This is a genomic window from Flavobacterium sp. 5, assembly GCF_002813295.1.
GTDB lineage: Bacteria > Bacteroidota > Bacteroidia > Flavobacteriales > Flavobacteriaceae > Flavobacterium.
The window spans coordinates 3,609,214-3,631,323 of record NZ_PHUE01000001.1; the positions used below are offsets into that span (position 1 = coordinate 3,609,214).

23 protein-coding genes are annotated in these 22,110 nt (G+C 31.4%); 5 read left to right on the forward strand and 18 right to left on the reverse strand.

The features are described from left to right. Positions 1 to 128 precede the first annotated feature (128 nt). Both CLU82_RS15130 and CLU82_RS15135 read right to left on the reverse strand, forming a co-directional pair. Positions 129 to 1,319: an aspartate aminotransferase family protein gene (locus tag CLU82_RS15130; RefSeq protein ID WP_100843870.1), complete on the reverse strand. Its 1,191-nt coding sequence runs from the start codon at positions 1,317 to 1,319 to the stop codon at positions 129 to 131. A 77-nt stretch (positions 1,320 to 1,396) separates the two neighbouring features. Then, positions 1,397 to 3,028, reverse strand: a complete 1,632-nt coding sequence (locus CLU82_RS15135; protein WP_100843871.1) for an OstA-like protein — start codon at positions 3,026 to 3,028, stop codon at positions 1,397 to 1,399. 288 nt (positions 3,029 to 3,316) lie between these two features. On the opposite strand from CLU82_RS15135, the gene CLU82_RS15140 reads away from it, so the two are divergent. After that, on the forward strand, positions 3,317 to 5,185 hold the full coding sequence (locus CLU82_RS15140; protein WP_100843872.1) for an alpha-amylase family protein: 1,869 nt from the start codon (positions 3,317 to 3,319) through the stop codon (positions 5,183 to 5,185). 205 nt (positions 5,186 to 5,390) lie between these two features. Here the strand turns inward: CLU82_RS15140 and CLU82_RS15145 are convergent, their stop codons facing one another. The 8 genes from CLU82_RS15145 to rsfS all read right to left on the reverse strand — a co-directional run bounded on the left by CLU82_RS15145 (position 5,391) and on the right by rsfS (position 12,804). Next, positions 5,391 to 6,992: a hypothetical protein gene (locus tag CLU82_RS15145; RefSeq protein ID WP_100843873.1), complete on the reverse strand. Its 1,602-nt coding sequence runs from the start codon at positions 6,990 to 6,992 to the stop codon at positions 5,391 to 5,393. Between the two features lie 233 nt (positions 6,993 to 7,225). Next, entirely contained in the window at positions 7,226 to 7,933 is a 708-nt protein-coding gene (locus CLU82_RS15150; RefSeq protein ID WP_369829035.1) for a superoxide dismutase, read from the reverse strand. Positions 7,934 to 8,018: 85 nt separating this feature from the next. Next, entirely contained in the window at positions 8,019 to 8,285 is a 267-nt protein-coding gene (locus CLU82_RS15155; RefSeq protein WP_100843875.1) for an acyl-CoA-binding protein, read from the reverse strand. After that, positions 8,285 to 8,938 (reverse strand): phosphatidylserine decarboxylase family protein, encoded by a 654-nt coding sequence (locus CLU82_RS15160; protein ID WP_100843876.1) that lies wholly within the window; start codon positions 8,936 to 8,938, stop codon positions 8,285 to 8,287. The genes CLU82_RS15155 and CLU82_RS15160 overlap by 1 nt, the downstream gene beginning before the upstream one ends. Then, the gene (locus CLU82_RS15165; protein ID WP_100843877.1) at positions 8,928 to 9,779 is read right to left on the reverse strand and encodes a phosphatidate cytidylyltransferase; all 852 of its coding nucleotides are present in this window, start codon (positions 9,777 to 9,779) and stop codon (positions 8,928 to 8,930) included. The genes CLU82_RS15160 and CLU82_RS15165 overlap by 11 nt, the downstream gene beginning before the upstream one ends. Position 9,780: 1 nt before the next feature. Next, positions 9,781 to 10,383: an LUD domain-containing protein gene (locus CLU82_RS15170; RefSeq protein WP_100843878.1), complete on the reverse strand. Its 603-nt coding sequence runs from the start codon at positions 10,381 to 10,383 to the stop codon at positions 9,781 to 9,783. A 108-nt stretch (positions 10,384 to 10,491) separates the two neighbouring features. Further along, the gene (gene ftsH / locus CLU82_RS15175) at positions 10,492 to 12,417 is read right to left on the reverse strand and encodes an ATP-dependent zinc metalloprotease FtsH (protein WP_100843879.1); all 1,926 of its coding nucleotides are present in this window, start codon (positions 12,415 to 12,417) and stop codon (positions 10,492 to 10,494) included. Positions 12,418 to 12,432: 15 nt separating this feature from the next. Further along, the gene (gene rsfS, locus CLU82_RS15180; protein ID WP_100843880.1) at positions 12,433 to 12,804 is read right to left on the reverse strand and encodes a ribosome silencing factor; all 372 of its coding nucleotides are present in this window, start codon (positions 12,802 to 12,804) and stop codon (positions 12,433 to 12,435) included. 95 nt (positions 12,805 to 12,899) lie between these two features. Between rsfS and CLU82_RS15185 the strand changes: the two genes are divergently transcribed. Further along, positions 12,900 to 13,628 carry a biotin--[acetyl-CoA-carboxylase] ligase gene (locus CLU82_RS15185; RefSeq protein WP_100843881.1) on the forward strand — a complete coding sequence of 243 codons (729 nt, stop codon included), beginning with the start codon at positions 12,900 to 12,902 and terminating at the stop codon, positions 13,626 to 13,628. A gap of 56 nt (positions 13,629 to 13,684) precedes the next feature. Here CLU82_RS15185 and CLU82_RS15190 read toward each other — a convergent pair whose 3' ends face one another. Both CLU82_RS15190 and pyrE read right to left on the reverse strand, forming a co-directional pair. Continuing rightward, on the reverse strand, positions 13,685 to 14,077 hold the full coding sequence (locus tag CLU82_RS15190; RefSeq protein ID WP_100843882.1) for an orotate phosphoribosyltransferase: 393 nt from the start codon (positions 14,075 to 14,077) through the stop codon (positions 13,685 to 13,687). 39 nt (positions 14,078 to 14,116) lie between these two features. Next, on the reverse strand, positions 14,117 to 14,758 hold the full coding sequence (gene pyrE / locus CLU82_RS15195) for an orotate phosphoribosyltransferase (protein WP_100843883.1): 642 nt from the start codon (positions 14,756 to 14,758) through the stop codon (positions 14,117 to 14,119). Between the two features lie 7 nt (positions 14,759 to 14,765). Here pyrE and CLU82_RS15200 point away from each other — a divergent pair, with 7 nt between their 5' ends. Beyond that, entirely contained in the window at positions 14,766 to 15,356 is a 591-nt protein-coding gene (locus CLU82_RS15200; protein ID WP_100843884.1) for an NUDIX hydrolase, read from the forward strand. 175 nt (positions 15,357 to 15,531) lie between these two features. On the opposite strand, the gene CLU82_RS15205 is transcribed toward CLU82_RS15200, so the two are convergent. Then, positions 15,532 to 16,485 (reverse strand): aldo/keto reductase, encoded by a 954-nt coding sequence (locus CLU82_RS15205; protein ID WP_100845047.1) that lies wholly within the window; start codon positions 16,483 to 16,485, stop codon positions 15,532 to 15,534. Positions 16,486 to 16,693: 208 nt separating this feature from the next. Between CLU82_RS15205 and CLU82_RS15210 the strand changes: the two genes are divergently transcribed. Both CLU82_RS15210 and CLU82_RS15215 read left to right on the forward strand, forming a co-directional pair. Beyond that, positions 16,694 to 18,043: a DEAD/DEAH box helicase gene (locus tag CLU82_RS15210; protein ID WP_100843885.1), complete on the forward strand. Its 1,350-nt coding sequence runs from the start codon at positions 16,694 to 16,696 to the stop codon at positions 18,041 to 18,043. A 238-nt stretch (positions 18,044 to 18,281) separates the two neighbouring features. After that, the gene (locus CLU82_RS15215; RefSeq protein ID WP_100843886.1) at positions 18,282 to 18,722 is read left to right on the forward strand and encodes a hypothetical protein; all 441 of its coding nucleotides are present in this window, start codon (positions 18,282 to 18,284) and stop codon (positions 18,720 to 18,722) included. A gap of 77 nt (positions 18,723 to 18,799) precedes the next feature. Here the strand turns inward: CLU82_RS15215 and CLU82_RS15220 are convergent, their stop codons facing one another. The 5 genes from CLU82_RS15220 to CLU82_RS15240 all read right to left on the reverse strand — a co-directional run bounded on the left by CLU82_RS15220 (position 18,800) and on the right by CLU82_RS15240 (position 22,091). Beyond that, on the reverse strand, positions 18,800 to 19,378 hold the full coding sequence (locus tag CLU82_RS15220) for an alkylphosphonate utilization protein (RefSeq protein ID WP_100843887.1): 579 nt from the start codon (positions 19,376 to 19,378) through the stop codon (positions 18,800 to 18,802). A gap of 64 nt (positions 19,379 to 19,442) precedes the next feature. Then, positions 19,443 to 19,901, reverse strand: a complete 459-nt coding sequence (coaD, locus tag CLU82_RS15225) for a pantetheine-phosphate adenylyltransferase (RefSeq protein ID WP_100843888.1) — start codon at positions 19,899 to 19,901, stop codon at positions 19,443 to 19,445. Positions 19,902 to 19,908: 7 nt separating this feature from the next. Next, positions 19,909 to 20,481 (reverse strand): TMEM175 family protein, encoded by a 573-nt coding sequence (locus CLU82_RS15230; RefSeq protein WP_100843889.1) that lies wholly within the window; start codon positions 20,479 to 20,481, stop codon positions 19,909 to 19,911. Between the two features lie 14 nt (positions 20,482 to 20,495). Next, positions 20,496 to 21,098, reverse strand: a complete 603-nt coding sequence (locus CLU82_RS15235; RefSeq protein ID WP_100843890.1) for a hypothetical protein — start codon at positions 21,096 to 21,098, stop codon at positions 20,496 to 20,498. Positions 21,099 to 21,119: 21 nt separating this feature from the next. Continuing rightward, entirely contained in the window at positions 21,120 to 22,091 is a 972-nt protein-coding gene (locus CLU82_RS15240) for a D-alanine--D-alanine ligase (RefSeq protein ID WP_100843891.1), read from the reverse strand. Between the last annotated feature and the right edge of the window lie 19 nt (positions 22,092 to 22,110).

The following is a 22,110-nucleotide window of genomic DNA, read 5'->3' on the forward strand; positions in this document are numbered from 1 at the left end:
TCTATTTGTTGTGAACAATTTAATTAACATGTTTTTTTTCAATAGTAATACTAAATATGAATGGTAATATAAAAGGCATTTTTTTAAAATATAAAATCTGAATTCTTTGTGTTTTATTCAAATATAAATTATTTATCTTTAGCCATAATCTCGTTCATTACTTCTATAATTATCGCGCAACCTTCTCGAATTTCTTCTTCCGAAATAGTAAGAGGTGGAGTAATTCGGATGGCACAGCCTTCAAACAGCAACCAAAATAGAATTAAACCTCTGTCTTGGCATTTTAAAATCACTTCATTTGTGATGTCAGCATTCGCAGTCATAGCTGCAAGCATTAATCCTCTTCCTCTTATTTCCTGTATCAAAGGATGTACCAAAAGTGATCTAAAAAGTTTTTCTTTCTCTAAAGTATCTGTAATTATATTGGTTTCAGTTAATTCTTTCAAAGTCGCTAAGCAAGCTGACGCTATGACAGGGTGTCCTCCAAACGTAGTAATGTGGCCTAATTTTGGATTTTCTGTCAATAAATCCATCATTGCTGATGAAGTGGTGAAAGCTCCTACTGGCATTCCGCCTCCCATTCCTTTTCCCATCACAACAATATCTGGAACTACATCATAGTTTTGAAATCCAAAAAGAGCACCAGTTCTACCAAAACCTGGTTGAATTTCATCTAAGATCATCAAAGCACCTACTTCAATACACCTTGCTTTTACTTTTTGCAGAAAATCATTATGTGGCTCAATAAAGCCAGCTCCACCTTGAATGGTTTCTAATAAGATTCCAGCTGTTTTGGTAGTTATTTTTTGTAAATCAGCTTCGTTATTGAATGTTATAAAATCGATATCTGGAAGTAAAGGACGAAAAGCTTGTTTGCGTTCTTCAAATCCCATTACGCTCATTGATCCCATGGTATTTCCATGATAGGCATTGTGACATGAAATAAGTTGACTCCTTCCTGTTACTCTTTTTGCAAGTTTCAAAGCGCCTTCAATTGCTTCTGTTCCTGAATTAACCAAATAGGTTTTGTCTAAGGGAGCGGGTAGAAGAGATGCCATTAACTTACAATATTCTACCGCAGGACTTTGTGAATATTCACCATAAACCATAACATGCGAATATTTGTCTAATTGGTCTTTTATAGCATCATTTACTCTTTTATTTTGATGACCAAGAGTACAAGCAGAGACACCTGCTACAAAATCTAAATATTTTTTATTATCAGTGTCAAAAATATAAGATCCTATGGCATGTGAGACTTCCATACCCAAAGGATAAGGGGAAGTTTGTGCTTGATATTTTATGAAATCGGGATTCACTTTTATAAGTTTTAAAGGTTTGTAGTTTTGTTTTCAATGCCAAAACATGTAACCTGAATTTTACTAATATATTTAGTTTATTTCTTTGAATTTTTCTTATCGTAATTCAAAGTTTCTTTTCGAACTTTCATAGGGACACTTTCTTTTGCTTTGTCTTTTTGAGTTGCTTCAATGATTTTTAGTTCTTCGGCATTTTCTTCTTCGCTAAAAACATCATCTTTAGATTTTATTCTTTCATCGCCACGCCAATTTAGTCCCCGAAGTGTTCTGGCATTTTCGGGTAATTCAGATTCAGGGTATATATCTCCGTCTACTTGTGTGAAAAAAGTAATCGTATCTATTGCATTTTGATCAAAAATAATATTGATTTTACTACTTACATTTTTATTAATTCCGATGAGCTCCTTAGCATCATTTCTCATGTAGTATATAACTTCAGCATTTTTTATTATATCTACATCATGGAGTTTTCCATCTTTGAATTTTCCAAATAAATTTTGCCCTTTGGTTTGATTATATCCAGTTCCGAGTGTGTCTTTTGAGACTAGAAAAGTATTGTTGAGGACTTTGAGGGAATCTAGTTTTTGTGTTTTTTTATCCCCAATAAGATGCATTATGTCTCCGGTTATTTGGCTATCTCCATTCCAAAGTATTGGGTTTCCTATTAATTTTGTCAAAGAAATTTTAGAGCTAGAATGAATAGAATCACATTTTCCACTCATATCAGTTTTGTAAAAACGAACATTGTTAAAAGCACGGAGGATTCTATCTCCTTCTTTACCTGTAACCATTAGTTTTTTGCCATGAATATAGACTGAGTCGTTGTCTACAAAATTGACAGCCAATGCTCTTTTGGTTACAAACATAGAGTCTTTGTTCTTGTATAATTCAGCATAATGTCCTCGAACAACACCACGATTGATAGAATCAGTTATTTTTACATTTCGAGTTGCTGATGCAAATTCTTTATTTCGGTCATAATACAAGCTATCTCCTTTTATGACTCGGTCATCATATTTGATGTAGGATTTATCTAAAAAATGAGCTAGATTTTTTTTGGTATCATAAAATCCTTTTTCAGTATAAATGTAATTAGTTTTACTGGTAATTGTAGATGGTCCAAATAAGTAAGAATGCCCTGAATTACTGTAAAAATCTAAATGATTAGACTTGATTTCATAAGTTTTATTGGTAAGTGTTACCGCAGTTAAAAATTGAAATTTTTTCTGTTTTACGTAATATCTTCCCGATTTACTTTTTAAAGTATTGTCTTTGTTGATAATAGTTCCGTCTGTGTTGTAAAATACTTCTTGAATATTTCGATCAAAATTAATAGTATCAGTTGCTAAAGTAGCATCGGGTGAGCTCATTACAGCATTACCGGTTGCAAAGGCTTTTTTTAATTCGCCACTATACTCTGCATAATTACTATTTAAATATAAAGTGTCTCCCTGCACCAATTGAACATTTCCAAAAGCTTTTAAATAATTTTCTTTCTGAAAAAAATAGGCTTTATTGCAGGTTAGGATTACGCCATCATGGCTTACTTTTACATTTCCAGTAAGTAAAAGAGCATCTGGATACTTTAGCTGATCAACATCGGCAAAGTCAGATTGTTCAATATGTATTTTTTTTGGAGCTTGTGCCAAAACAAAGGTTGTACTAAGTAATACCAGGTTATAAATAATGAAATATAAAGATTTCTTCAAGGGTCTTGATTTTTTTGTAAATTTATGAAAAATGAGACAAACCCTTTAAATATTAGGATTTATTTATAACAGTTTGTTAGAGGAATAGGGTGAGGAATTTTTTTAGAAAATAAATAGTTATAAACAAAGAGATTTTCTATTACGTTGTAGTGGTTTTCGACTGGTAAAAAGTCTATGTTCTAGAGGTGTTGTTTGTTGTTTTTTTTTGAAAAATCCTTAAATTTATAGGTTGGTACAATATTGATAAGTGTCAATTGTATATTTTTAATTTTTATGATTTAAAAAAAAATGAACACAAAAAAAATAGTAATGACAGTAGTAGGTATTTTGCTTATAACTGCAGGATGTAAAACTAAAGATGTAAAAATGAGTGTACAAAAGAAAGAAGTTGTTTCCGAAAATAAGGCGGTAGTGTATCAGGTTTTTACTCGATTATTTGGCAATAAAAATACAACTAATAAACCTTGGGGAACCATTGAGGAAAATGGAGTTGGGAAATTTAATGATTTTACAGACAAAGCACTTCAGGAAATAAAAGATCTTGGAGTTACGCATATTTGGTATACAGGAGTTCCGCATCATGCTGTGATACGAGATTATACTGCAATAGGAGTTTCAAATGATGATCCTGAAGTAGTGAAAGGGAGAGCTGGTTCTCCTTATGCTGTTAAAGATTATTATAATGTTAACCCGGATTTAGCAGTAAATCCAGAAAAACGCTTAGAAGAATTTGAGGCTTTGATTAAACGTACTCATAAAGCAAATCTTAAAGTAATTATTGATATAGTTCCTAATCATATTGCCCGTAAGTATGAAGGTAAAACGAATCCAAAAGGTGTAAGAGATTTTGGTGCCGATGATGATGTTACTGTTGAATATAAAAGAGATAATAATTTTTATTACATCCCAAATACTCCATTCCAATTGCCTGATGGTGATAAACCTTTAAATGGTGAACGCAATCCTTTGATTGACGGGAAATTTGATGAGAATCCTGCGAAATGGACAGGGAATGGATCTAGAATGGCAAAGCCTGATAAAAATGACTGGTACGAAACAGTAAAAGTAAATTATGGTATTCGACCAGATGGTTCGAAAGATTTTCCGGAATTACCTACAGGATTTGATAAACTTTCCTATAAAGAACATTTTGACTTTTGGAAAGACAAAAGTGTACCAAGTTCTTGGATCAAATTTAGAGATATTGCTTTGTACTGGACTGCCAAAGGTGTAGATGGTTTTAGATATGATATGGCGGAAATGGTTCCTTATGAGTTTTGGAGTTATATGAATTCGTCAATAAAAAATGCAAATCCGGATGCTTTTCTAATAGCAGAGGTTTACAATCCAAAAGAATATCGCAATTATATTCATTTAGGAAAAATGGATTATTTGTATGATAAAGTAGAAACCTATGATAAATTGAAAGACATTATTCAAGGAAAAACACCTCCAGATGGTTTGTCTTATATTCAAAAAGGATTAGCAGATATTGATGTTCATATGCTGAAGTTTTTAGATAATCATGACGAGCAACGATTGGCAAGTCCAGAATTTGCAGGTTCTGCAGAAAAAGGAAAACCAATGATGGTTGTTTCTGCGATGATAACTTCGGCGCCAATTATGATTTATTTTGGTCAAGAAGTAGGGGAGGCTGGTAATGAAAATGGAGGATTTGGTTCTCATTCTAGGACTTCAATTTTTGATTATGTAGGAGTTCCAAATCATCAAAGGTGGATGAATAATGGCGCTTTTGATGGAGAGAAACTTACACAAAGCGAAAAAGAACTGCGTGATTTTTATAAAAGAGTATTAAGCTTTTCTGCCAAAAGTCCAGCAGTAATGGGGGAGTTTCAAGACCTTCAGGAAGTAAATCGTCAAGCTGGACTTGGATATGATCCTAATCATGTATATTCATTTGTTCGCTGGTCAGATAATCAAAGATTAATTGTACTTACTAATTTTTCTTCTGAAGTTACTAATATTTTTGAATTAAAAATCCCTGTAGATATTATTACTAAATGGAATTTGAAAGATGGTAATTACACCATCAAAGATCAATTATATGGGAGTACTATTCAGTTAATAGTTGTAAATGGCGAGGGAAAATCAAGAATTTCAATTAAACCTTTGGAATCCTTTATCTACCAATTGTAAATAATTAAAAAAGAAGTGATCTGTTTCTCTTTAGCCCCGATACAAGTGAAAATCCTTTTTGTTTTTTCTTTAAAAACAAAAAGATTGTAACGGATAGCGGGTACTATACTTCTTGAAAATTATTGCTGTTAATGCTCCAAAAATAAGAAAGGCTGTTTCATACAATTGATGAAACAGCCTTTCTGTTTATAGTACTTCGAAACTATTATTTCAACTTATTCATTGTATCGGTAAAATCTCCTGAAATGGTTACACCATTGTTTTTGGTAACATTTCCATAAACCGTGATAGAAGAGCCTGAAGCAAATTCTACACGAGCACCACTGTTTAGGATAAGGTTTCCGTAAATTAGAATACTACCATCTATTTTTAGCGTACCATTTACATTAAGAGATAAATAAGGATTGTTGTAATTTCCTTGTGCCATTGAACCTTTCATGGTAAAGACACCTCCGCTATTAATATTTATTCCTTGAGCTACTGAAAGCGAACCACAGAATGTTAAGTTTTGATTTACGTTTATTCCTTGTAGTGAAGCAGCACCTTGATAACTTAAGTTTTCACCTGAATTAACATTTAGCCAATCTCCACCTTTGTATGTTGGAAAACTTGTACAGTTAATTGAAGCCGATAGCTTTTTAATAATTTTTAAACCTCCGGTTCCTGTGGCAACAAAAATATAATCGCCAACACTTTTTACATAATTGGCAGAACCTCCTAAATAAATACTCCCTAATGAAACTAAAGTGTTATTCAAGTTTTTGTAAACGGCTATTCCTGCGGCACCATTTGCACTATATACATAATCACCATTTACCGAAACGGCATTCGTAACTATATCTTCTTGATTTATATTTGTGATTCCTGTAGGTAAAGCCAAGGTTTGTAATAAACTTCCAGTTGAGTTAAAGACTTTCAAACCGCTATATCCATCTGCTACTAGTAAATTTGAGCCTTGAAAATCAATTGTTCTTTTGGCATCTGGAACATCAGTTGATGTAGTAATTGATGAAACTAAAGCCATTGTGTCAGAGTTGTAAATTTTGATGCCTTCAGTACCACTAAGGACAACTACTTTATTAGTGATATAACCCAAAGCTCTTAAATCGGCAATTGATATAGATGTATTTATTTCATTTGTTGAGTTATTGATTTTAGCTAAAACTCCGTTATTTCCAGAAATTGTAAAATAATTTGAATTAGCAATAGCTACACCTGTACCAACATTTCCAGTTAAAGAAACACGCGAATAATCATTGGTTAATAATCCGTTTTGTAAAGGCATTTTTCCAACAAATGCTGAAGAAGTTAATTCTGGATTTGCATCTTTGCTTGTAGCTCCAGAGATATATAGGATACCATTATTGTAAACAACGGTACTAATGTCAGTATTTGGTAATATTGCCTGAACTACTAATTTAGGATTATTTGGTTGTGAAATGTCAATTACGTCAATTCCTCCCAAATAGGTTTCTCCTTGCGTATTGTATGAAACATATGCATAATTATCTTTTACATCTACATGTGTAGCGGTAAGTTTTTTTCCATCATAAGTTGGAGAATTTACTTCTGCCAATAATGACATCGGGAAATTATCCGTTCCTTGTATTGCTGTATTTCTGGAAGTTAATTTTGAGGTTGTTAATGTAATAACACCAGAATTGGAATAATCCATTCGATTTGACAATTCCGTAGTGTTTGAATTTAAGACTACTTTTGATTCATTGCTCGTAGTGGTATCATCTGATTGACAGGCTTGTAATAGAGTAATAATTATTAAAAATAATGCAAAAAGATTCTTTTTCATTTTATATTGTTTTTTGAGTGACAAAATTACAACATGAAATTTCTATAACTTAAAGATTATCAGTGTTTAACTAATTTAAGATTGTTTTTAAAGATGGTATCTGTTAAAATTTTATTTTTCAAGGCATTTTAACATAAAGAAAGCTTTATACGCAAAAAAGATCTCTATGAGAGATCTTTTTTTAATATTTTGAATATTTAATTTTGATAAGCTGAATTAATGTCTAATTAAAGTTACTTTTTGAAAGTAGCTCTGTAATTATCATTTACCTTTTCCCAGTTGACTATATTGAAAAACGCATCTATATAGTTTTTCTTTTTGTATTGATAATCTAGAAAGTAAGCGTGCTCCCAAAGATCAATTCCTAAAATAGGTGTTCCGTGGAATCCTACAACAGGTGCATATGTCATTAATGGATTGTCTTGATTTTGTGTAGTTGTTAATTGGAGTACTCCAGTTTTATCAACTACTAACCATACCCAACCTGATCCAAATTGCTTTATTGCGGTTTCTTTAAATAAAGTTTTAAAATTAGAAAAAGAACCAAAATCCTTATTGATACTTGATGCCAATGTGTCTATTGGCTCGCCTCCTGCTTTTGGTGAAATAGTTTTGAAATATAAACTATGATTATAATATCCTCCTGCATTATTACGTATTATGGGATCATTAATATCTAATGTTTTTAAAAGATCTTCTATAGTAAGGTTTTCAAATTTTGTACCTAAAACGGCTTTGTTAAGATTATTGGTAAAATATAAATAATGTTTACCATAATGAGATTCTAATGTTAAAGCCGATATATCTGGGGCTAAATCTTCATATCCAAAAGCAATTTTTTCCATTTGAAATGAACCTTCTGCGGCTTTGACATCATTTGGATTGCCTATTTTTATTTTTTCTTGTACTGTTGGTAATGGAACTTCTACAACCTCAGTCATTTTTTTTTCATTACAAGAAATTAAGACCAAAATAAAGAGCAAATTTGCTAAGATAAAAGTGTTTTTTTTCATGAAAATAATACTATTACTTTATTAGGGAATGAATTAATTTGATATATTTTTTTTTAGCTTCATCTTGTGTAAGATGGCTAATTTGAATCCAAGCATTTGTTTTGAATGCATTTCTTAAATCAGAATTGTCTGTAACTGTAAAGTTGCTTTTGTCAAATGTCGCCTGTTTGTAAAAGGCATAAAGACGTAATTGTACATCTTGAGGCAAAGATGCTTGTGTCATAAAAGAAGCAATTTCCACTGCTTCTTGAAATCGTTTGTCTAAATCTTCTTCAATCATTAAGCTTTAATTGCAATTATTGTTTTCCCTCCAATTGCTTTTTGATTTAATTCCACATTAATTGGAGTACCTAAAGGTAAAAAAATATCAACTCTTGATCCAAATTTAATAAAACCTGCATCAGTTCCTTGTACAACTTGCATTCCTTCTTGTGCATAATTTACTATACGCTTTGCTAATGCACCAGCAATCTGACGGTACAAAATAGCTCCAAAAGTTTGATTTTCTACAACAATGGTTGTTCTCTCATTTTCTTCACTAGCTTTTGGGTGCCAAGCTACAAGGAATTTACCAGGGTGGTATTTGCTAAACTTTACAAGACCACTTATGGCATATCGTGTAACATGAACATTTATGGGAGACATAAATATTGAAACTTGAATCCTTTTGTCTTTAAAATATTCGCTTTCAAATACCTCTTCTATAACGACTACTTTTCCGTCTACAGGAGCAATAATGTGATTTTCATTGATTTCTACAGTTCTTTTTGGATTTCTAAAAAATTGCAAAATGATAATCAATAATAATAGTGTTACAATTTCAATAGTCATTTTGATCCATTCTGTTTGAATGAAATGATCTGATGCTAAGAAAATTACAGCAGTTACAATTGTACCTAATAAAATACTTTGAGTTCCTTCTTTATGAAACATAATTTAAAATTTGATAAAATAAAAATATAATTGGTGCTACAAAGATAACACTATCTAGTCGATCTAGGATGCCTCCATGTCCAGGCATGATGTTTCCACTGTCTTTTTTTTCTGAAATTCGTTTAAATTTGGATTCTACTAAATCTCCAATAGTTCCAAAAATGCCAACAATAGCAGCAATTATAAGCCAAATGTAAGTATTCTTATCTGGAAGCATTAAAAAATATTTTGAAATAAAATAACTTGCAATTAATGCAAATCCAATACCGCCCAAGAATCCTTCAATGGTTTTTTTAGGAGAAATCCTTTCAAATAATTTATGTTTTCCAATTGATTTTCCAACCAAATAAGCAAAAGTATCATTGGTCCATATTAAAATAAAAATACTAATCAGGATATTTGGATTGTAACCTTTAATTCCAAAAGGTATTTTTGTGATAATAATAAAAGGCAGAACTATATAGCCAATTAAATAGGCGAATTTTGAAAATGAATCTACTTTTAAATTCTTGTTGTCGAATAGAAATACAATACACTTTAAAGAAACAATAAGAGATAAAAATAATACGGCTAAATCAAAACTTCTATTATACCTTAGTATATATATAAAACCATCACTTTTTTCAGCTATTGCAATTTTATAAAAAAAGAAATAGAATAAACAAGCTATTATAATTGGAGCAATCTTGTTTAAGTGTACTAAATTGCAAAATTCACTTACTGCAATTAATAAAAAAACTCCAAATAGTACAAAAAATGTTTCTATAGAGTATTGAATTGATGCTATTAGTAATAAAATATAAATAGCTCCAGATATTGATCTTTTTAGTGTTTCATTCATTTTAAAGATCTTCTAAAAGCAATAGATATAAATTTTTTGCAGAGCTTCCGTACTGAGTGAAATCTTCCTCCTTGGCTTTTTCAAAATATTTGATTGTTGTAATATTGGTTGGGTATTCTGTTAAATATTTTTTTCGAATAGCACTAAGTCCATCACTTTTGCCTTCAACGATTTGGCTAGTTTTTGCCAAAATAACTATATTGGCGGGTAAATCGTTGGGTTTTTTTTGTTTAATTTGATTAGATGAAAATAAAATTGACCCTTCTTCTGCTACTAGATTTTCACAACCTGATAATAAAAATTTAGGATTAATATTTTGACCATAACTAAGTTTGTTTTCATCTAATAATAAAAACAGTTTAGGTTCGTAGCATAAAGCTTCGCATTCAAACCAATCATTTTCTTCAAGTATGTTTTCAAATTGTTCTTTTACTTCATTTAAATTTTCGCAGTATAAAAATTTTCCTCCATTTTTTTTAAAATTATAGATGAATTGTTCATCTAAAGGGGAGTTGATATCTGGATTAGGTCTATTTGAATTATCATTTCCACCTTCATCCGATGAAGGGGAATTAGAACCAAATAATTTTTTAAAAAGATTCATAATTTGTTAGTAATCGTTTTGTGTTACTTGAAAACGTTCAAAGATAAAAAAATCTTAATTCAAAACGTAGTTTTGAATTAAGATTTTAAATATTTGTTAATTTTTAAATTATGAAACTACTTCACCTAAGTTTTTGTCAAAAGTTCTTTTTCCAAATATAGCTTCTAAGTCATCTTTGAAGATTACTTCTTTTTCGATCAAGATATCAGCTAATTGATTTAACTTGTCTTTGTTTTCTTCTAAAATTTCAATTGCTCTTTTGTACTGTCCTTCAATTAATTCTGAAATTTCAGCATCAATTATTTTGGCTGTTTCATCAGAATATGGTTTAGAAAAACTGTATTCACTTTGTCCAGATGAATCATAATAGGTAACATTTCCTATTTTGTCATTCAAACCATAAATAGTTACCATAGCACGTGCTTGACGCGTTACTTTTTCTAAATCACTAAGTGCTCCAGTCGAAATCCTGTCAAAAGTTACTTTCTCAGCTGCTCTTCCACCCATAGTAGCGCACATTTCGTCTAACATTTGATCAGTTCTTACGATCTGTCTTTCTTCTGGAAGATACCAGGCAGCTCCTAAACTTTGTCCACGAGGTACGATAGTTACTTTGATAAGTGGCGCTGCATGTTCAAGCATCCAGCTTACAGTTGCATGACCTGCTTCGTGAATTGCAATTGCTCTTTTCTCTTCAGGAGTGATGATTTTGTTTTTCTTTTCAAGACCACCAATAATTCTATCTACAGCATCAAGGAAATCTTGTTTGTCAACTGCTGTTTTATTGTTACGTGCTGCAATCAAGGCCGCTTCGTTACAAACATTAGCAATATCTGCTCCAGAAAAACCTGGAGTTTGTTTTGCAAGAAAATCAAGGTCAAGATTCTCTACTTTTTTGATTGGAGCTAAGTGAACCTGAAAAATTTCAGCTCTTTCACGAATATCTGGTAAGTCAACAAAAATTTGTCTGTCAAAACGTCCAGCACGCATTAAGGCTTTGTCTAGGACATCAGCTCTATTGGTTGCTGCTAAAACAATTACATTAGAATTAGTTCCAAAACCATCCATTTCAGTTAGTAATTGATTAAGAGTATTCTCTCTTTCGTCATTACCACCAGACATATTGCTTTTACCTCTAGCTCTACCAACAGCGTCAATTTCATCAATGAAAATAATTGCTGGAGATTTTTCTTTGGCTTGTTTAAAAAGATCACGTACACGTGAAGCGCCAACTCCTACGAACATTTCTACAAAATCAGAACCAGATAGAGAGAAGAAAGGTACTTGCGCTTCTCCTGCAACAGCTTTGGCTAATAAGGTTTTTCCTGTTCCTGGAGGTCCTACTAATAATGCTCCTTTGGGAATTTTACCTCCTAAATTAGTATATTTTTCAGGGTTTTTAAGGAATTCTACAATCTCTTGTATTTCTTCTTTAGCACCTTCTAATCCAGCTACGTCTTTAAATGTAGTTTTGATATCTGTTTTTTCATCAAAAAGTTTAGCTTTTGATTTTCCAATATTGAAAATTTGACCGCCTCCACCACCTGGGCCACCTGACATTTTTCTCATAATAAAGATCCAAACACCAATTATTATTATTATAGGTAATAGGCTTATTAATATATCTGTCCAATTGCTTTTTGGTAAAAAATTAAAATCTTTCAATTTGCCTTCAGCAACAGCTTTTTCCAATTTAGTTTGAAAAATTTGATCATTCCCTATGTCGAAAGAATAATGAGGTCCTTTGTTGGGTCTGTCTAATATGTCTTTAGCAACTTTTTTATGTTCAGGATCGCTTAGAGCTTTTTGATTTAAAAAAACTTCAGCTTCACTTTTATTATAAACAATTACCTTGTCAATTTGTCCTTTTTCTAAATAGGAATTAAATTTTGAAGATGTTAATTGAGCTGGCTCTTGAAAGTTTGATCCACCAGTTGCAAAACTTATTCCTAAAAAAATTAATATGATTGCAGTATATACTAACCAAGGACTTACCTTAAAATTATTCGAATTTGGATTATTATCTTTAGCCATTAGAAAATTATTTCTTTAATATTTGTTTTCGATTTTAGTGATCTTAGCATCACCCCAAAGACTTTCTATGTTGTAATATTCACGGATATGTTTTTGAAATACGTGCACTACAATATGAACATAATCCATTAATACCCATTCGGCTACATCAGAACCTTCCACATGCCAAGGTTTGTCTTTTAAATCTTTAGAAACTGTTTTTTGAATTGAATTAACAATAGCATTCACTTGAGTATTTGAGTTACCATTGCATATTACAAAATAGTCACAAACAGCAGTGTCTATTTCTCTTAAATCTAGAATATCTATATCACTTCCTTTTACTTCTTCTATTCCTTTTATGATGTTTGCTAATAGAGCATCATTGTTTATAGTCTTTTTCGCCATTTATTTTTTTATATGAATTTGTAAAGTTACCATTTTTTGTGATTAATTTTGAACCTTAACATAATATTAAATTATGTTTTGCAAAATTAGGACAGATGAAGTTAATCAAACTCGATGCCATAGATTCTACAAATGATTTTCTAAAAGGTTTATCGAACAAACAAGAGGTTCAAAATTTCACAGTAGTTACCGCTGAAACTCAATTGAAAGGGAAGGGGCAAATGGGATCAAAATGGGATTCTGAGTCAGGTAAAAATCTTATAATGAGTGCTTTGGTTAAGGGTTTTTTGTTTGATCATGAAGCTGTTTTTAACCTTAATGTAGTGGTTTCACTAGCTGTAATCAGAGCTTTGAAAAAATATAATATTCCTGAATTAAGTATCAAATGGCCTAACGACATTATGTCAGCCAATAAGAAGATTGGTGGCATATTGATTGAGAATAGTATCAAAGGCGATGGAACTATCACTTCGATTGTTGGATTAGGACTAAATGTTAATCAATTGAATTTTCATAATTTACCAAGAGCTTCTTCGTTAGCCTTAATTTGTAATGCTAATTTTGATAAAGAAGAAATTCTTTTTGCAATAGTTTCAGAGTTGGAAGCAATGATAATAGATTATGATGCAAAATCTTCTTTTTTATGGACGGAATATTCAAATGAATTGTTCAAAACTGGCATTCCAACAGCTTTTTCGGATGAAAATGAAATCAATTTTATGGGAATTATAAAAGGAGTTTCCGCTGTGGGAAAACTTCAAATTCTATTAGAAGACGATAGTATTTGTGAATACAATCTCAAAGAAGTGCAGATGTTGTACTAATAAAAAAGCCTTTTAGCTAAAAACTAAAAGGCTTTGAAATTTTTATAGAAACGTTGTTACAGTTTTGTCATGTTGTTGGCTAAAGTTTCAATGAATTTTGAAATTGGACCTTTTATCATCATTGCCATCATTGTATTGAATTCACCTTCAAAATTTAGTTGTACTGCGCTTGATTGTTCGGAAATAGTATCAATGTTAGCTACTAAAGTAAATGGAAGTTTATCACTTGCAGCGCCCAAAACTACTTTGTTTGGTGCTATTTTATCTTTCATTTTTAATTTAATTTCCGGCATTCCTTTTAATCCAAAAATAAAAGCGTCTTCACCTGTAATTTCAAATTTTGCAATATTATCCGGCATTAATTTTTCGAAGTTTTTTACATCGATTAATAAATTAAATAATTCCTGTGCAGATTTTTCAACGGTAACCTTAGGGCTTTCTAAATTCATAGTTGTATTTTATTTGTATTCTGATTAAGCAGTCTAAAATTATATATTCCAAGTTGATGGACTAACATTCCATTCTCTCAAAGTTTGCTCTTCTTTTTCGGTTATATAACTTTTTGCAACTGCCAAATTCAATAAATTTTGATAATTACTCAGTGTGTATAAATCGATTTCAGCATTTTTGAAGTTTTGGTCTGCCACATCAAATCCGTAAGTGAATATAGCTGCCATACCTTTTATAACTGCTCCTGCTTCCCGTAAGCCATCAACGGCAAGTAGGCTACTGTTTCCAGTACTGATTAAATCTTCTATAATTACTACGCTTTGTCCTTTTTGTAAAAAACCTTCTACTTGATTTTGACGGCCATGTTTTTTGGGTTCTGGTCGAACATATACAAAAGGTAATCCCATGCTCTCGGCAACTAGCATTCCGATGCCTATTGCTCCAGTGGCTACACCTGCAATTACATCTGGTTTTCCAAATTGTTTTTCGATGTTTTTAGAAAATTCGTCTCTAACATAATTTCGTATGGCTGGAAACGAGAGGATTAAACGATTATCGCAATATATTGGCGATTTCCATCCAGAAGCCCATGTAAAAGGATTTCCTGGATTCAATTTAATTGCATTTATTTGCAAAAGCAATTCGGCTGTTTTTTCGGCTGTATCTTTATTAAAAATCATAATACAAATGTATAAAGTTTTTGTTAACGACAAACCACTTTTTTTGACAAATCAAATCTCTAAGGAGACCGATTTTCAACTTTTTTTGCTGGACAGTATTGATGTAGAGCAACTTATAGTGAAAATATTTCAAAATAAAATTAATAAAGCGTATTTGTATCATCCAGATGAGAGCTTAATTATGAAAACTTTGAAAGCCAAAATTCCAGTAAATAAAGCTGGCGGAGGTTTAGTCTATAATAAAAATAGAGAGGTTTTGTTTATTTTTAGAAATGGAAAATGGGATTTGCCTAAAGGAGGGACTAATAAAGGTGAAGATATTGAAAACACCGCTATGCGGGAAGTAGAAGAAGAAACAGGCGTAGATGGATTGAAAATTATTGAAAAACTTCAAAAAACCTACCATGTTTTTAAACGTAATGGAAAATACAAATTAAAAATTACACATTGGTTTGAAATGGAAACTGATTTCGAAGGAACACCAATTGGTCAAATTGAAGAAGGTATCGAAAAAGTTGCATGGCTGAATCCAGAGCAAATCAAAGAAGCATTGAAAAACTCGTATGAAAATATAAAATTATTGTTCGAAGAGCAATAAGGTAGTTGTTTAAAACTTTTTGGGCGTGCCACCAGTAAAAAAAGGGGCTAATCTGTATTGCGTAGATTAGCCCCTTTTTTTACTGCTGTCAGGCTATCCGCACCGCTTTGGCGGTTTGCTTCTATCCTTCACGCAGACCTAACAATCTTTTTGTGAGTGAATACATTTTAGGTTTTTAATGCCATTTTAATTTTTTTCTTTCTAGCCAATAATCAGTTGATTGAACGCGAAAAGATTGAAGTTGTTTGATTTCTTCTTCGGATAATTCAAAATTATTTAGTTTCCAATTTTCTTCCAATTGATAACTGTCAGATGCTCCACTTAAAACCATAAAGGGTTCAATTGTTTGAATGCAAAAACGCAAGGCAACAGCGTCAACTCCAATTTCATATTTGGCAGCCAGTTGCTCTAATACATTATATAACTTGAGATAATGCGGATAATTGGGATTGGGTAAAAGTCTGCCGTTAGCAAGCCCTTCTTTAATGATAATTCGATTGCCCTTCTTTTTTATAAGATCCAAAATTGTTGCTAAACTTTGTTCTAAGATGTTATAAGTAACTTGAAAAACATCAAAAAGTGGTTGGTTATCAACAGCAATTTCTAATGCTTTTCTCAAGACATCCACTTGATTATCGCCTGAAGTTGTGACTCCAATTCGAATATGATATTGCTTTTTGATTTGAGCTAGTTTTTGTAAAACAGCTTCATTTTCTAACACTCCAGTATCAAAAGTAGCAGAGTGAATCTGTAATGTAGAAAGATTTGGAAGTAATTCTTTGGAAACCTCCCATTGCTGTATCAATTGTTCAATACTATGGTCTTTTACTTCGTGAATACTCGCATTTGGATCAAAATTAGCGGTATAAACATACCCCCATTTAGTAGCTACTTCTATTGTTTGATCCTTTTTAGTTTTTATCCAGTCAGCAAGTAATTCTTCGGCTAAGCCATAACCTGGAGCAGTATCATAATAGCGGATTCCTTTTTTGTAAGCTGTTTCTAAAACTTCAATTCCTTTGGCTTTGAAAATTTCTAAGTCAAAAATTTCTCTTACATTTTGTTGGATGTTAATATATAATGGACGACCTATGGCTGCAGTGCCTAATCCTACTGAAAAATTGTTCATTTCTTTAATTTTATTCAAATATATTTAAAATATAAGCTTTACTAAAAAGAACTTTTGATTTGTTTTGGTGGTTTGATTCTAACAAGGCAAGTGCTTTTAGAAAGTGTTTAATCAATTTTAAATTGAATTCTTGAAAAGTTAAAAAGAGCATGTCTTAGACCTTTCAACTGAAATTTATCACTGCAAACTTTTTTACTACCTTTGCAAAATGAATAAGAAACACCATTCCAACAATATATTACTAAATTTAGGCATCGAAAGCTTAAACGAAATGCAAGAAGTTGCACAAGATGTTATTTTAAATGATAATAATGTTTTATTGCTTTCTCCAACGGGTTCTGGAAAAACACTAGCTTTTTTACTTCCTATTTTCGAAATGTTACAACCTGAAATTCTATCGGTTCAATGTTTAATTCTTGTGCCATCACGTGAACTAGGATTGCAAATTGAACAAGTCTGGAAAAAAATGGGAACTGATTATAAAGTGAATGTATGTTACGGAGGACATTCTATTGATACCGAAATTAAAAATTTGAGTAACCCTCCAGCAGTTTTAATAGGAACACCAGGGCGAATTGCGGATCATATAGATCGAGGAACTTTTCGATTGGATAAAATTCAAACGTTAATTCTGGATGAGTTTGATAAATCTTTGCAACTAGGTTTCCATGAACAAATGTCTTTTATAATTGGAAAACTTAGCAAACTCAACAAACGTGTTTTGGTTTCGGCGACTTCTGATATTGAGATTCCAAAATATACAAGAGTAGTCAATCCTACGATTTTAGATTTTATCCCAACAGAAGAAGAACAAGTAAGTAATTTGTCGACCAGAATGGTTATTTCTAAATCTAAAGACAAAATTGAAAGTTTGTTCAATTTAATTTGTTCATTGAAATCACAGTCGGCGATTGTTTTTTGTAATCATCGCGATGCTGCAGAACGAATTAGTGATACTTTAAATGAAAAAGGAATTTATGCGACCTATTATCATGGGGGTATGGATCAAGAAGAACGAGAAAGAGCATTAATTCAGTTTCGTAATGGAAGTGTAAGCTATTTGATTACTACTGATTTGGCAGCACGCGGATTAGATATTCCCGAAATGAAACACGTAATTCATTATCATTTACCACTAAAAGAAGATGAATTTACTCACAGGAACGGTCGTACTGCTCGTATGCAAGCTTCGGGAACTGCTTATCTTATTGTAAATGAAAGTGAAAAAAAACTGGATTATGTGGATTATGGCATGGCAATTTTAAATGTAGAAAATGTTACAAATTTGCCTAAACCACCCGAATTTCAAACGATTTACATTAGTGGAGGTAAGAAAAACAAATTAAATAAAATAGACATAGTTGGTTTCTTTTCTCAAAAAGGAAAACTAGAAAAAGGAGATTTGGGTTTGATAGAAGTGAAGGATTTTATCTCTTTTGCAGCAGTAAAATTCAATAAAGTTAGAGATTTATTACATGCTATTAAAGATGAAAAAATGAAAGGGAAAAAGTTTAAGATTGAAGTTGCCAGAAAGGTTATTAAAAAAGAGGAAGAGTAGGTTTCAGATATTAGATTATGTTTGTAATTAATTTAATAACTTAAGAAAACATAGTAGTAAATTTTTAAAATAAGATCTAAGGTTCGTAAATATTATGTTGTTGTTTTAAATTACAAACAAAATAATTGATTTTATGTTAATAAAAAAAAGGATTGATAAAGGAGTTGTTTTTTTTTATTATTATGTTTGCTGACAAATACTTACCTAATAGAGTATATTATTAAACCCCAAATAAATTATGAAAAAAGTTATTGCAATTGCTATTTTATTTATTAGTTCTGTTGGTTTTAGCCAAATTAAAGTTGTTGAAACTGTGCCTGTTGAGAAATTAGGTAGAGTAAATAATGCTTTTTATGTTCAAAAAATTGGAGATGATTTTACCTTTTTCTATACTACAGTTCAAAGTGATGAAGAGGAAGCAGCTCTAAAGAATTTTACATTTAAAAATGTAGATAATGCCTACCAAAGCTTTTACGGTATTATTTCAAAAGGGTTTACAGCAAGTCCTTTGAATGATGTGAAATTAGAATTACCTAACAATTTTGTTTGGTTGCATTATATTGTAAGTTCAGATAAAACAACTGTACAATTTATGGTAACAAATAAAATAGCTAGTACTACTAATGTTTCTGAGCCATTATCAAAAGAACAAATTGAAAAATTATTTCAAAAAAGCTAGTCTTAGTTTCTAAGATTGTAGTCATAAAAAAACGTCTTGAGAAATCAAGACGTTTTTTTTATGGAAATAAATTAAAGCTATATTTTCTTAACGTATTGTGTAATAATTACAATTTGTTGTCCATCGACTTTTCCTTCTATGTATTCGGCATTTTCGTGGTCTAAACGTATGTTACGAACAGAAGTTCCTTGTTTGGCTACCATACTCGAACCTTTTACTTTTAAATCTTTGATTAACACTACTGAATCCCCATGAGTTAAAATGACACCATTTACATCGCGATGTACGATTTTGTTTTCATCTTCTTCACCTTCGCCTGTGGCTTGAGCCCATGCTAAAGTATCTTCGTCAAAATACATTTGTTCTAACAATTCTTGTGGCCAGCCATTGCTGCGTAAACGGCTCAACATTCTCCAAGCTACAACTTGCACCGGAATATGTTCGCTCCACATACTATCATTAAGGGATCTCCAGTGGTTTAAATCTTCATGACCAGGATTTTCTATTTGGTCTATACAAGTAGAGCAAGCGTAGATACTTTCATCTAATCCACCTTTTTGAGTAGGTAATACTTGGTATTCTTTTAAATTTTCGGTTGCAGCACATAATTCACATTGTGAACCACTGCGTTTATTTAATTCTCTTTCAAAGCTCATTGTTGATGTTGTTTTTTTGCGAAAGTAGCACTATATATGCATTTTTCTATGTTTATTTGGTATGCTATTTTTTAACACGTACTGCTTCAGGAACTAATAATTGATATTCTCCGTTATTGCGCAAAACATCTCTTACGATACTAGAACTTATAAAAGAAGTTTTTGCAGCTGTTAATAAAAACACAGTTTCAATTTTAGACATCCTTCTATTTGTGTGGGCAATTGCTTTTTCGAATTCGAAATCGGCAGGATTACGAAGACCTCTCAAAATAAAATCGGCTTTGATTTTTTTGCATAAATCAATAGTCAATCCTTCATAAGTAATAACAGAAACCTTTGGTTCATCTTTGAATGTTTCTTCAATAAAGCGCTTTCTGTCTTCAAGCGAAAACATATATTTTTTTTCAGCATTGATTCCAATCGCGATTACAATTTCATCAAACAAGGAAATTCCTCTTCTAATAATATCTTCGTGACCTAATGTGATAGGATCAAACGATCCTGGGAATATGGCTTTTTTCATTTCTAATTTAATTTAGTTGTTTTTCAATTCTTGAATCTGGGATAATCCAAAGCATTGCCACTGCAATATAAAGTAAACCAGAAATCCAAGGAGACAAAAAAGCTAATGGAATAGCCAAAAGATATGCTATAGTTGATATTTTACCTTTGAAGTCGTTTTCAACTGCACGATGCAAAATCGAATCTTTACCTTCTAGTTTTATAATTTTATTTTGAAGCATATTATAAGCTATAGAGCATATCAGCAGGATAAAACCATATATACTCATTGGTACAGCTGCAAAATGATGTTCACCAATCCAACTTGTAGCAAATGGAATTAAGGACAGCCAAAAGAGTAAAAAAAGATTGCCCCACAAAATTGAGCCATTCACTTTTTTAACTACCTGAAACATGTGATGATGATTGTTCCAATAAATTCCTACGTAAATAAAACTCAAAACATAGCTCAGGAAAACTGGAATTAAATGTGTTAAGGATTCAAAAGTGTCTTCTTCAGGCGCTTTTATTTCCAAAACCATAATGGTAATGATAATTGCTAATACGCCATCACTAAAGGCTTCAATTCTTGTTTTGTTCATTTTTTATTTGATTTTTATTTCCTTAAAACCTCTATAATTTCTCCTTCTTTATAGAGGTTTGCAATTTCAGATTTGGAATAATGAATTGTTCTTTTTGAATAGTTTTCTGGTTTATCAATGTCTTTTATTTCATACGGTAAATAAGCATCATAATCATTGTGGGTTGTATAAATACTATCTTTTGTTACCTGATCTATTCTCATACTCGAATAATATCCATTTGAAAATTTTAAATGATAAATATCTCCTTTTGCTGGTGTTTTTATTAAAATTGCGGATTCATCTTTTGATTCGATGTAATTATTTATAAAAAATGTAATGGCTAAAACCAAAAGTATACAGCCAGAATACATCCAAATTGGATTATTGAGTTTTTCGTTTTTTAATTGTAATTGACTATTTTTATCTAAATCGTCATAATCAAAAATAGTACTACAATTTGAACATTCGATGTTGACATATTTTCCAATAGGAAAAAGAGGTATTAATGTGAGATGAGTATATCTTCTATAAATGCTAAAATTCAAACTATTTTTTGATTCACATTTTGGACATTTTGAATCCAAAATTTGACCATTCTTTATATTTGAATCTTGAACTCCTATTAATACCATCATAAATTAGCCATTTGTTTTTTACTAAGTTAAAGCCAACTCAATCGCATTAGTAAATAAATCAGTTAATGTAATTCCAGCTGCTTTAGCTTGTTGTGGAATTAAACTTTCTGTTGTTAATCCTGGAATAGTATTCATTTCTAGCATGTGTGGTTCGCCGTCTACAAAGATGAATTCACTTCTAGAGAAACCTTTCATTTTCAAAACTTCATAAGCACGTTTTGCCGCTTCACTAACTTTTTGAGTCATTTCTTCAGAAATTCTGGCAGGAGTGATTTCCTGAGATTTTCCTTGGTATTTAGCTTCATAATCGAAGAAATCATTTTCAGAAACAATTTCGGTAATTGGTAAAACAATTACTTTTCCTTGGTAATTGATAACCCCTACTGAAACTTCAATTCCGTCAAGGAAACTTTCAATGATGATTTCATTGTCTTCTTTGTAAGCTACTTCAATAGCAATAGGTAATTCAGCTTCAGTTTTTACTTTTGAAATTCCAAAACTAGAACCAGATTTATTTGGTTTTACAAAGCAAGGTAAACCAAGTGTTTTTACGATTTCGGCAGTATTAATTTTGTCACCTTTGTTCAAATAATATGAATTTGCAGTTTTGATTCCGTATGGTTTTAAAACTGAAAGCATATCCCGTTTGTTGAATGTTAATGCGGCTTGGTAATAGTCACATGAAGATTGTGGAATACCAATTAGTTCGAAATAGGCTTGCATTAAACCATCTTCACCTGGTGTTCCATGAATAGCATTGAAAACACAGTCGAAAGTGATTTTAGTTCCATTTACATTGGTTGAAAAATCATTTTTGTCAATTGGAAATTCATTGTCTTTGTCATCAACATATACCCATTTTTCTTTGAAAATGTGGATTCTAAATCCGTTATATTTAGTTTTGTCTAAGAATTGATAAACTACGTTTCCGCTGATTAAGGATATTTTGTATTCGCTGGAATAACCGCCCATGATGATGGCAATATTTTTCATTTTATATGTTTAATTGGTT

Excerpts from the sequence above, each read along its gene's own strand:
- CLU82_RS15145 (WP_100843873.1), bottom strand. The coding sequence starts at position 6,992 with ATGAAAAAGAATCTTTTTGCATTATTTTTAATAATTATTACTCTATTA.
- CLU82_RS15205 (WP_100845047.1), bottom strand. The coding sequence starts at position 16,485 with ATGAACAATTTTTCAGTAGGATTAGGCACTGCAGCCATAGGTCGTCCA.
- CLU82_RS15210 (WP_100843885.1), top strand. The coding sequence starts at position 16,694 with ATGAATAAGAAACACCATTCCAACAATATATTACTAAATTTAGGCATC.
- rsfS (WP_100843880.1), bottom strand. The coding sequence starts at position 12,804 with ATGGCGAAAAAGACTATAAACAATGATGCTCTATTAGCAAACATCATA.
- CLU82_RS15185 (WP_100843881.1), top strand. The coding sequence starts at position 12,900 with ATGAAGTTAATCAAACTCGATGCCATAGATTCTACAAATGATTTTCTA.
- CLU82_RS15240 (WP_100843891.1), bottom strand. The coding sequence starts at position 22,091 with ATGAAAAATATTGCCATCATCATGGGCGGTTATTCCAGCGAATACAAA.
- ftsH (WP_100843879.1), bottom strand. The coding sequence starts at position 12,417 with ATGGCTAAAGATAATAATCCAAATTCGAATAATTTTAAGGTAAGTCCT.
- CLU82_RS15190 (WP_100843882.1), bottom strand. The coding sequence starts at position 14,077 with ATGAATTTAGAAAGCCCTAAGGTTACCGTTGAAAAATCTGCACAGGAA.
- CLU82_RS15220 (WP_100843887.1), bottom strand. The coding sequence starts at position 19,378 with ATGAGCTTTGAAAGAGAATTAAATAAACGCAGTGGTTCACAATGTGAA.
- CLU82_RS15165 (WP_100843877.1), bottom strand. The coding sequence starts at position 9,779 with ATGAATGAAACACTAAAAAGATCAATATCTGGAGCTATTTATATTTTA.
- coaD (WP_100843888.1), bottom strand. The coding sequence starts at position 19,901 with ATGAAAAAAGCCATATTCCCAGGATCGTTTGATCCTATCACATTAGGT.
- pyrE (WP_100843883.1), bottom strand. The coding sequence starts at position 14,758 with ATGATTTTTAATAAAGATACAGCCGAAAAAACAGCCGAATTGCTTTTG.
- CLU82_RS15200 (WP_100843884.1), top strand. The coding sequence starts at position 14,766 with ATGTATAAAGTTTTTGTTAACGACAAACCACTTTTTTTGACAAATCAA.
- CLU82_RS15170 (WP_100843878.1), bottom strand. The coding sequence starts at position 10,383 with ATGAATCTTTTTAAAAAATTATTTGGTTCTAATTCCCCTTCATCGGAT.
- CLU82_RS15150 (WP_369829035.1), bottom strand. The coding sequence starts at position 7,933 with ATGACTGAGGTTGTAGAAGTTCCATTACCAACAGTACAAGAAAAAATA.
- CLU82_RS15155 (WP_100843875.1), bottom strand. The coding sequence starts at position 8,285 with ATGATTGAAGAAGATTTAGACAAACGATTTCAAGAAGCAGTGGAAATT.
- CLU82_RS15215 (WP_100843886.1), top strand. The coding sequence starts at position 18,282 with ATGAAAAAAGTTATTGCAATTGCTATTTTATTTATTAGTTCTGTTGGT.
- CLU82_RS15235 (WP_100843890.1), bottom strand. The coding sequence starts at position 21,098 with ATGATGGTATTAATAGGAGTTCAAGATTCAAATATAAAGAATGGTCAA.
- CLU82_RS15230 (WP_100843889.1), bottom strand. The coding sequence starts at position 20,481 with ATGAACAAAACAAGAATTGAAGCCTTTAGTGATGGCGTATTAGCAATT.
- CLU82_RS15140 (WP_100843872.1), top strand. The coding sequence starts at position 3,317 with ATGAACACAAAAAAAATAGTAATGACAGTAGTAGGTATTTTGCTTATA.
- CLU82_RS15160 (WP_100843876.1), bottom strand. The coding sequence starts at position 8,938 with ATGTTTCATAAAGAAGGAACTCAAAGTATTTTATTAGGTACAATTGTA.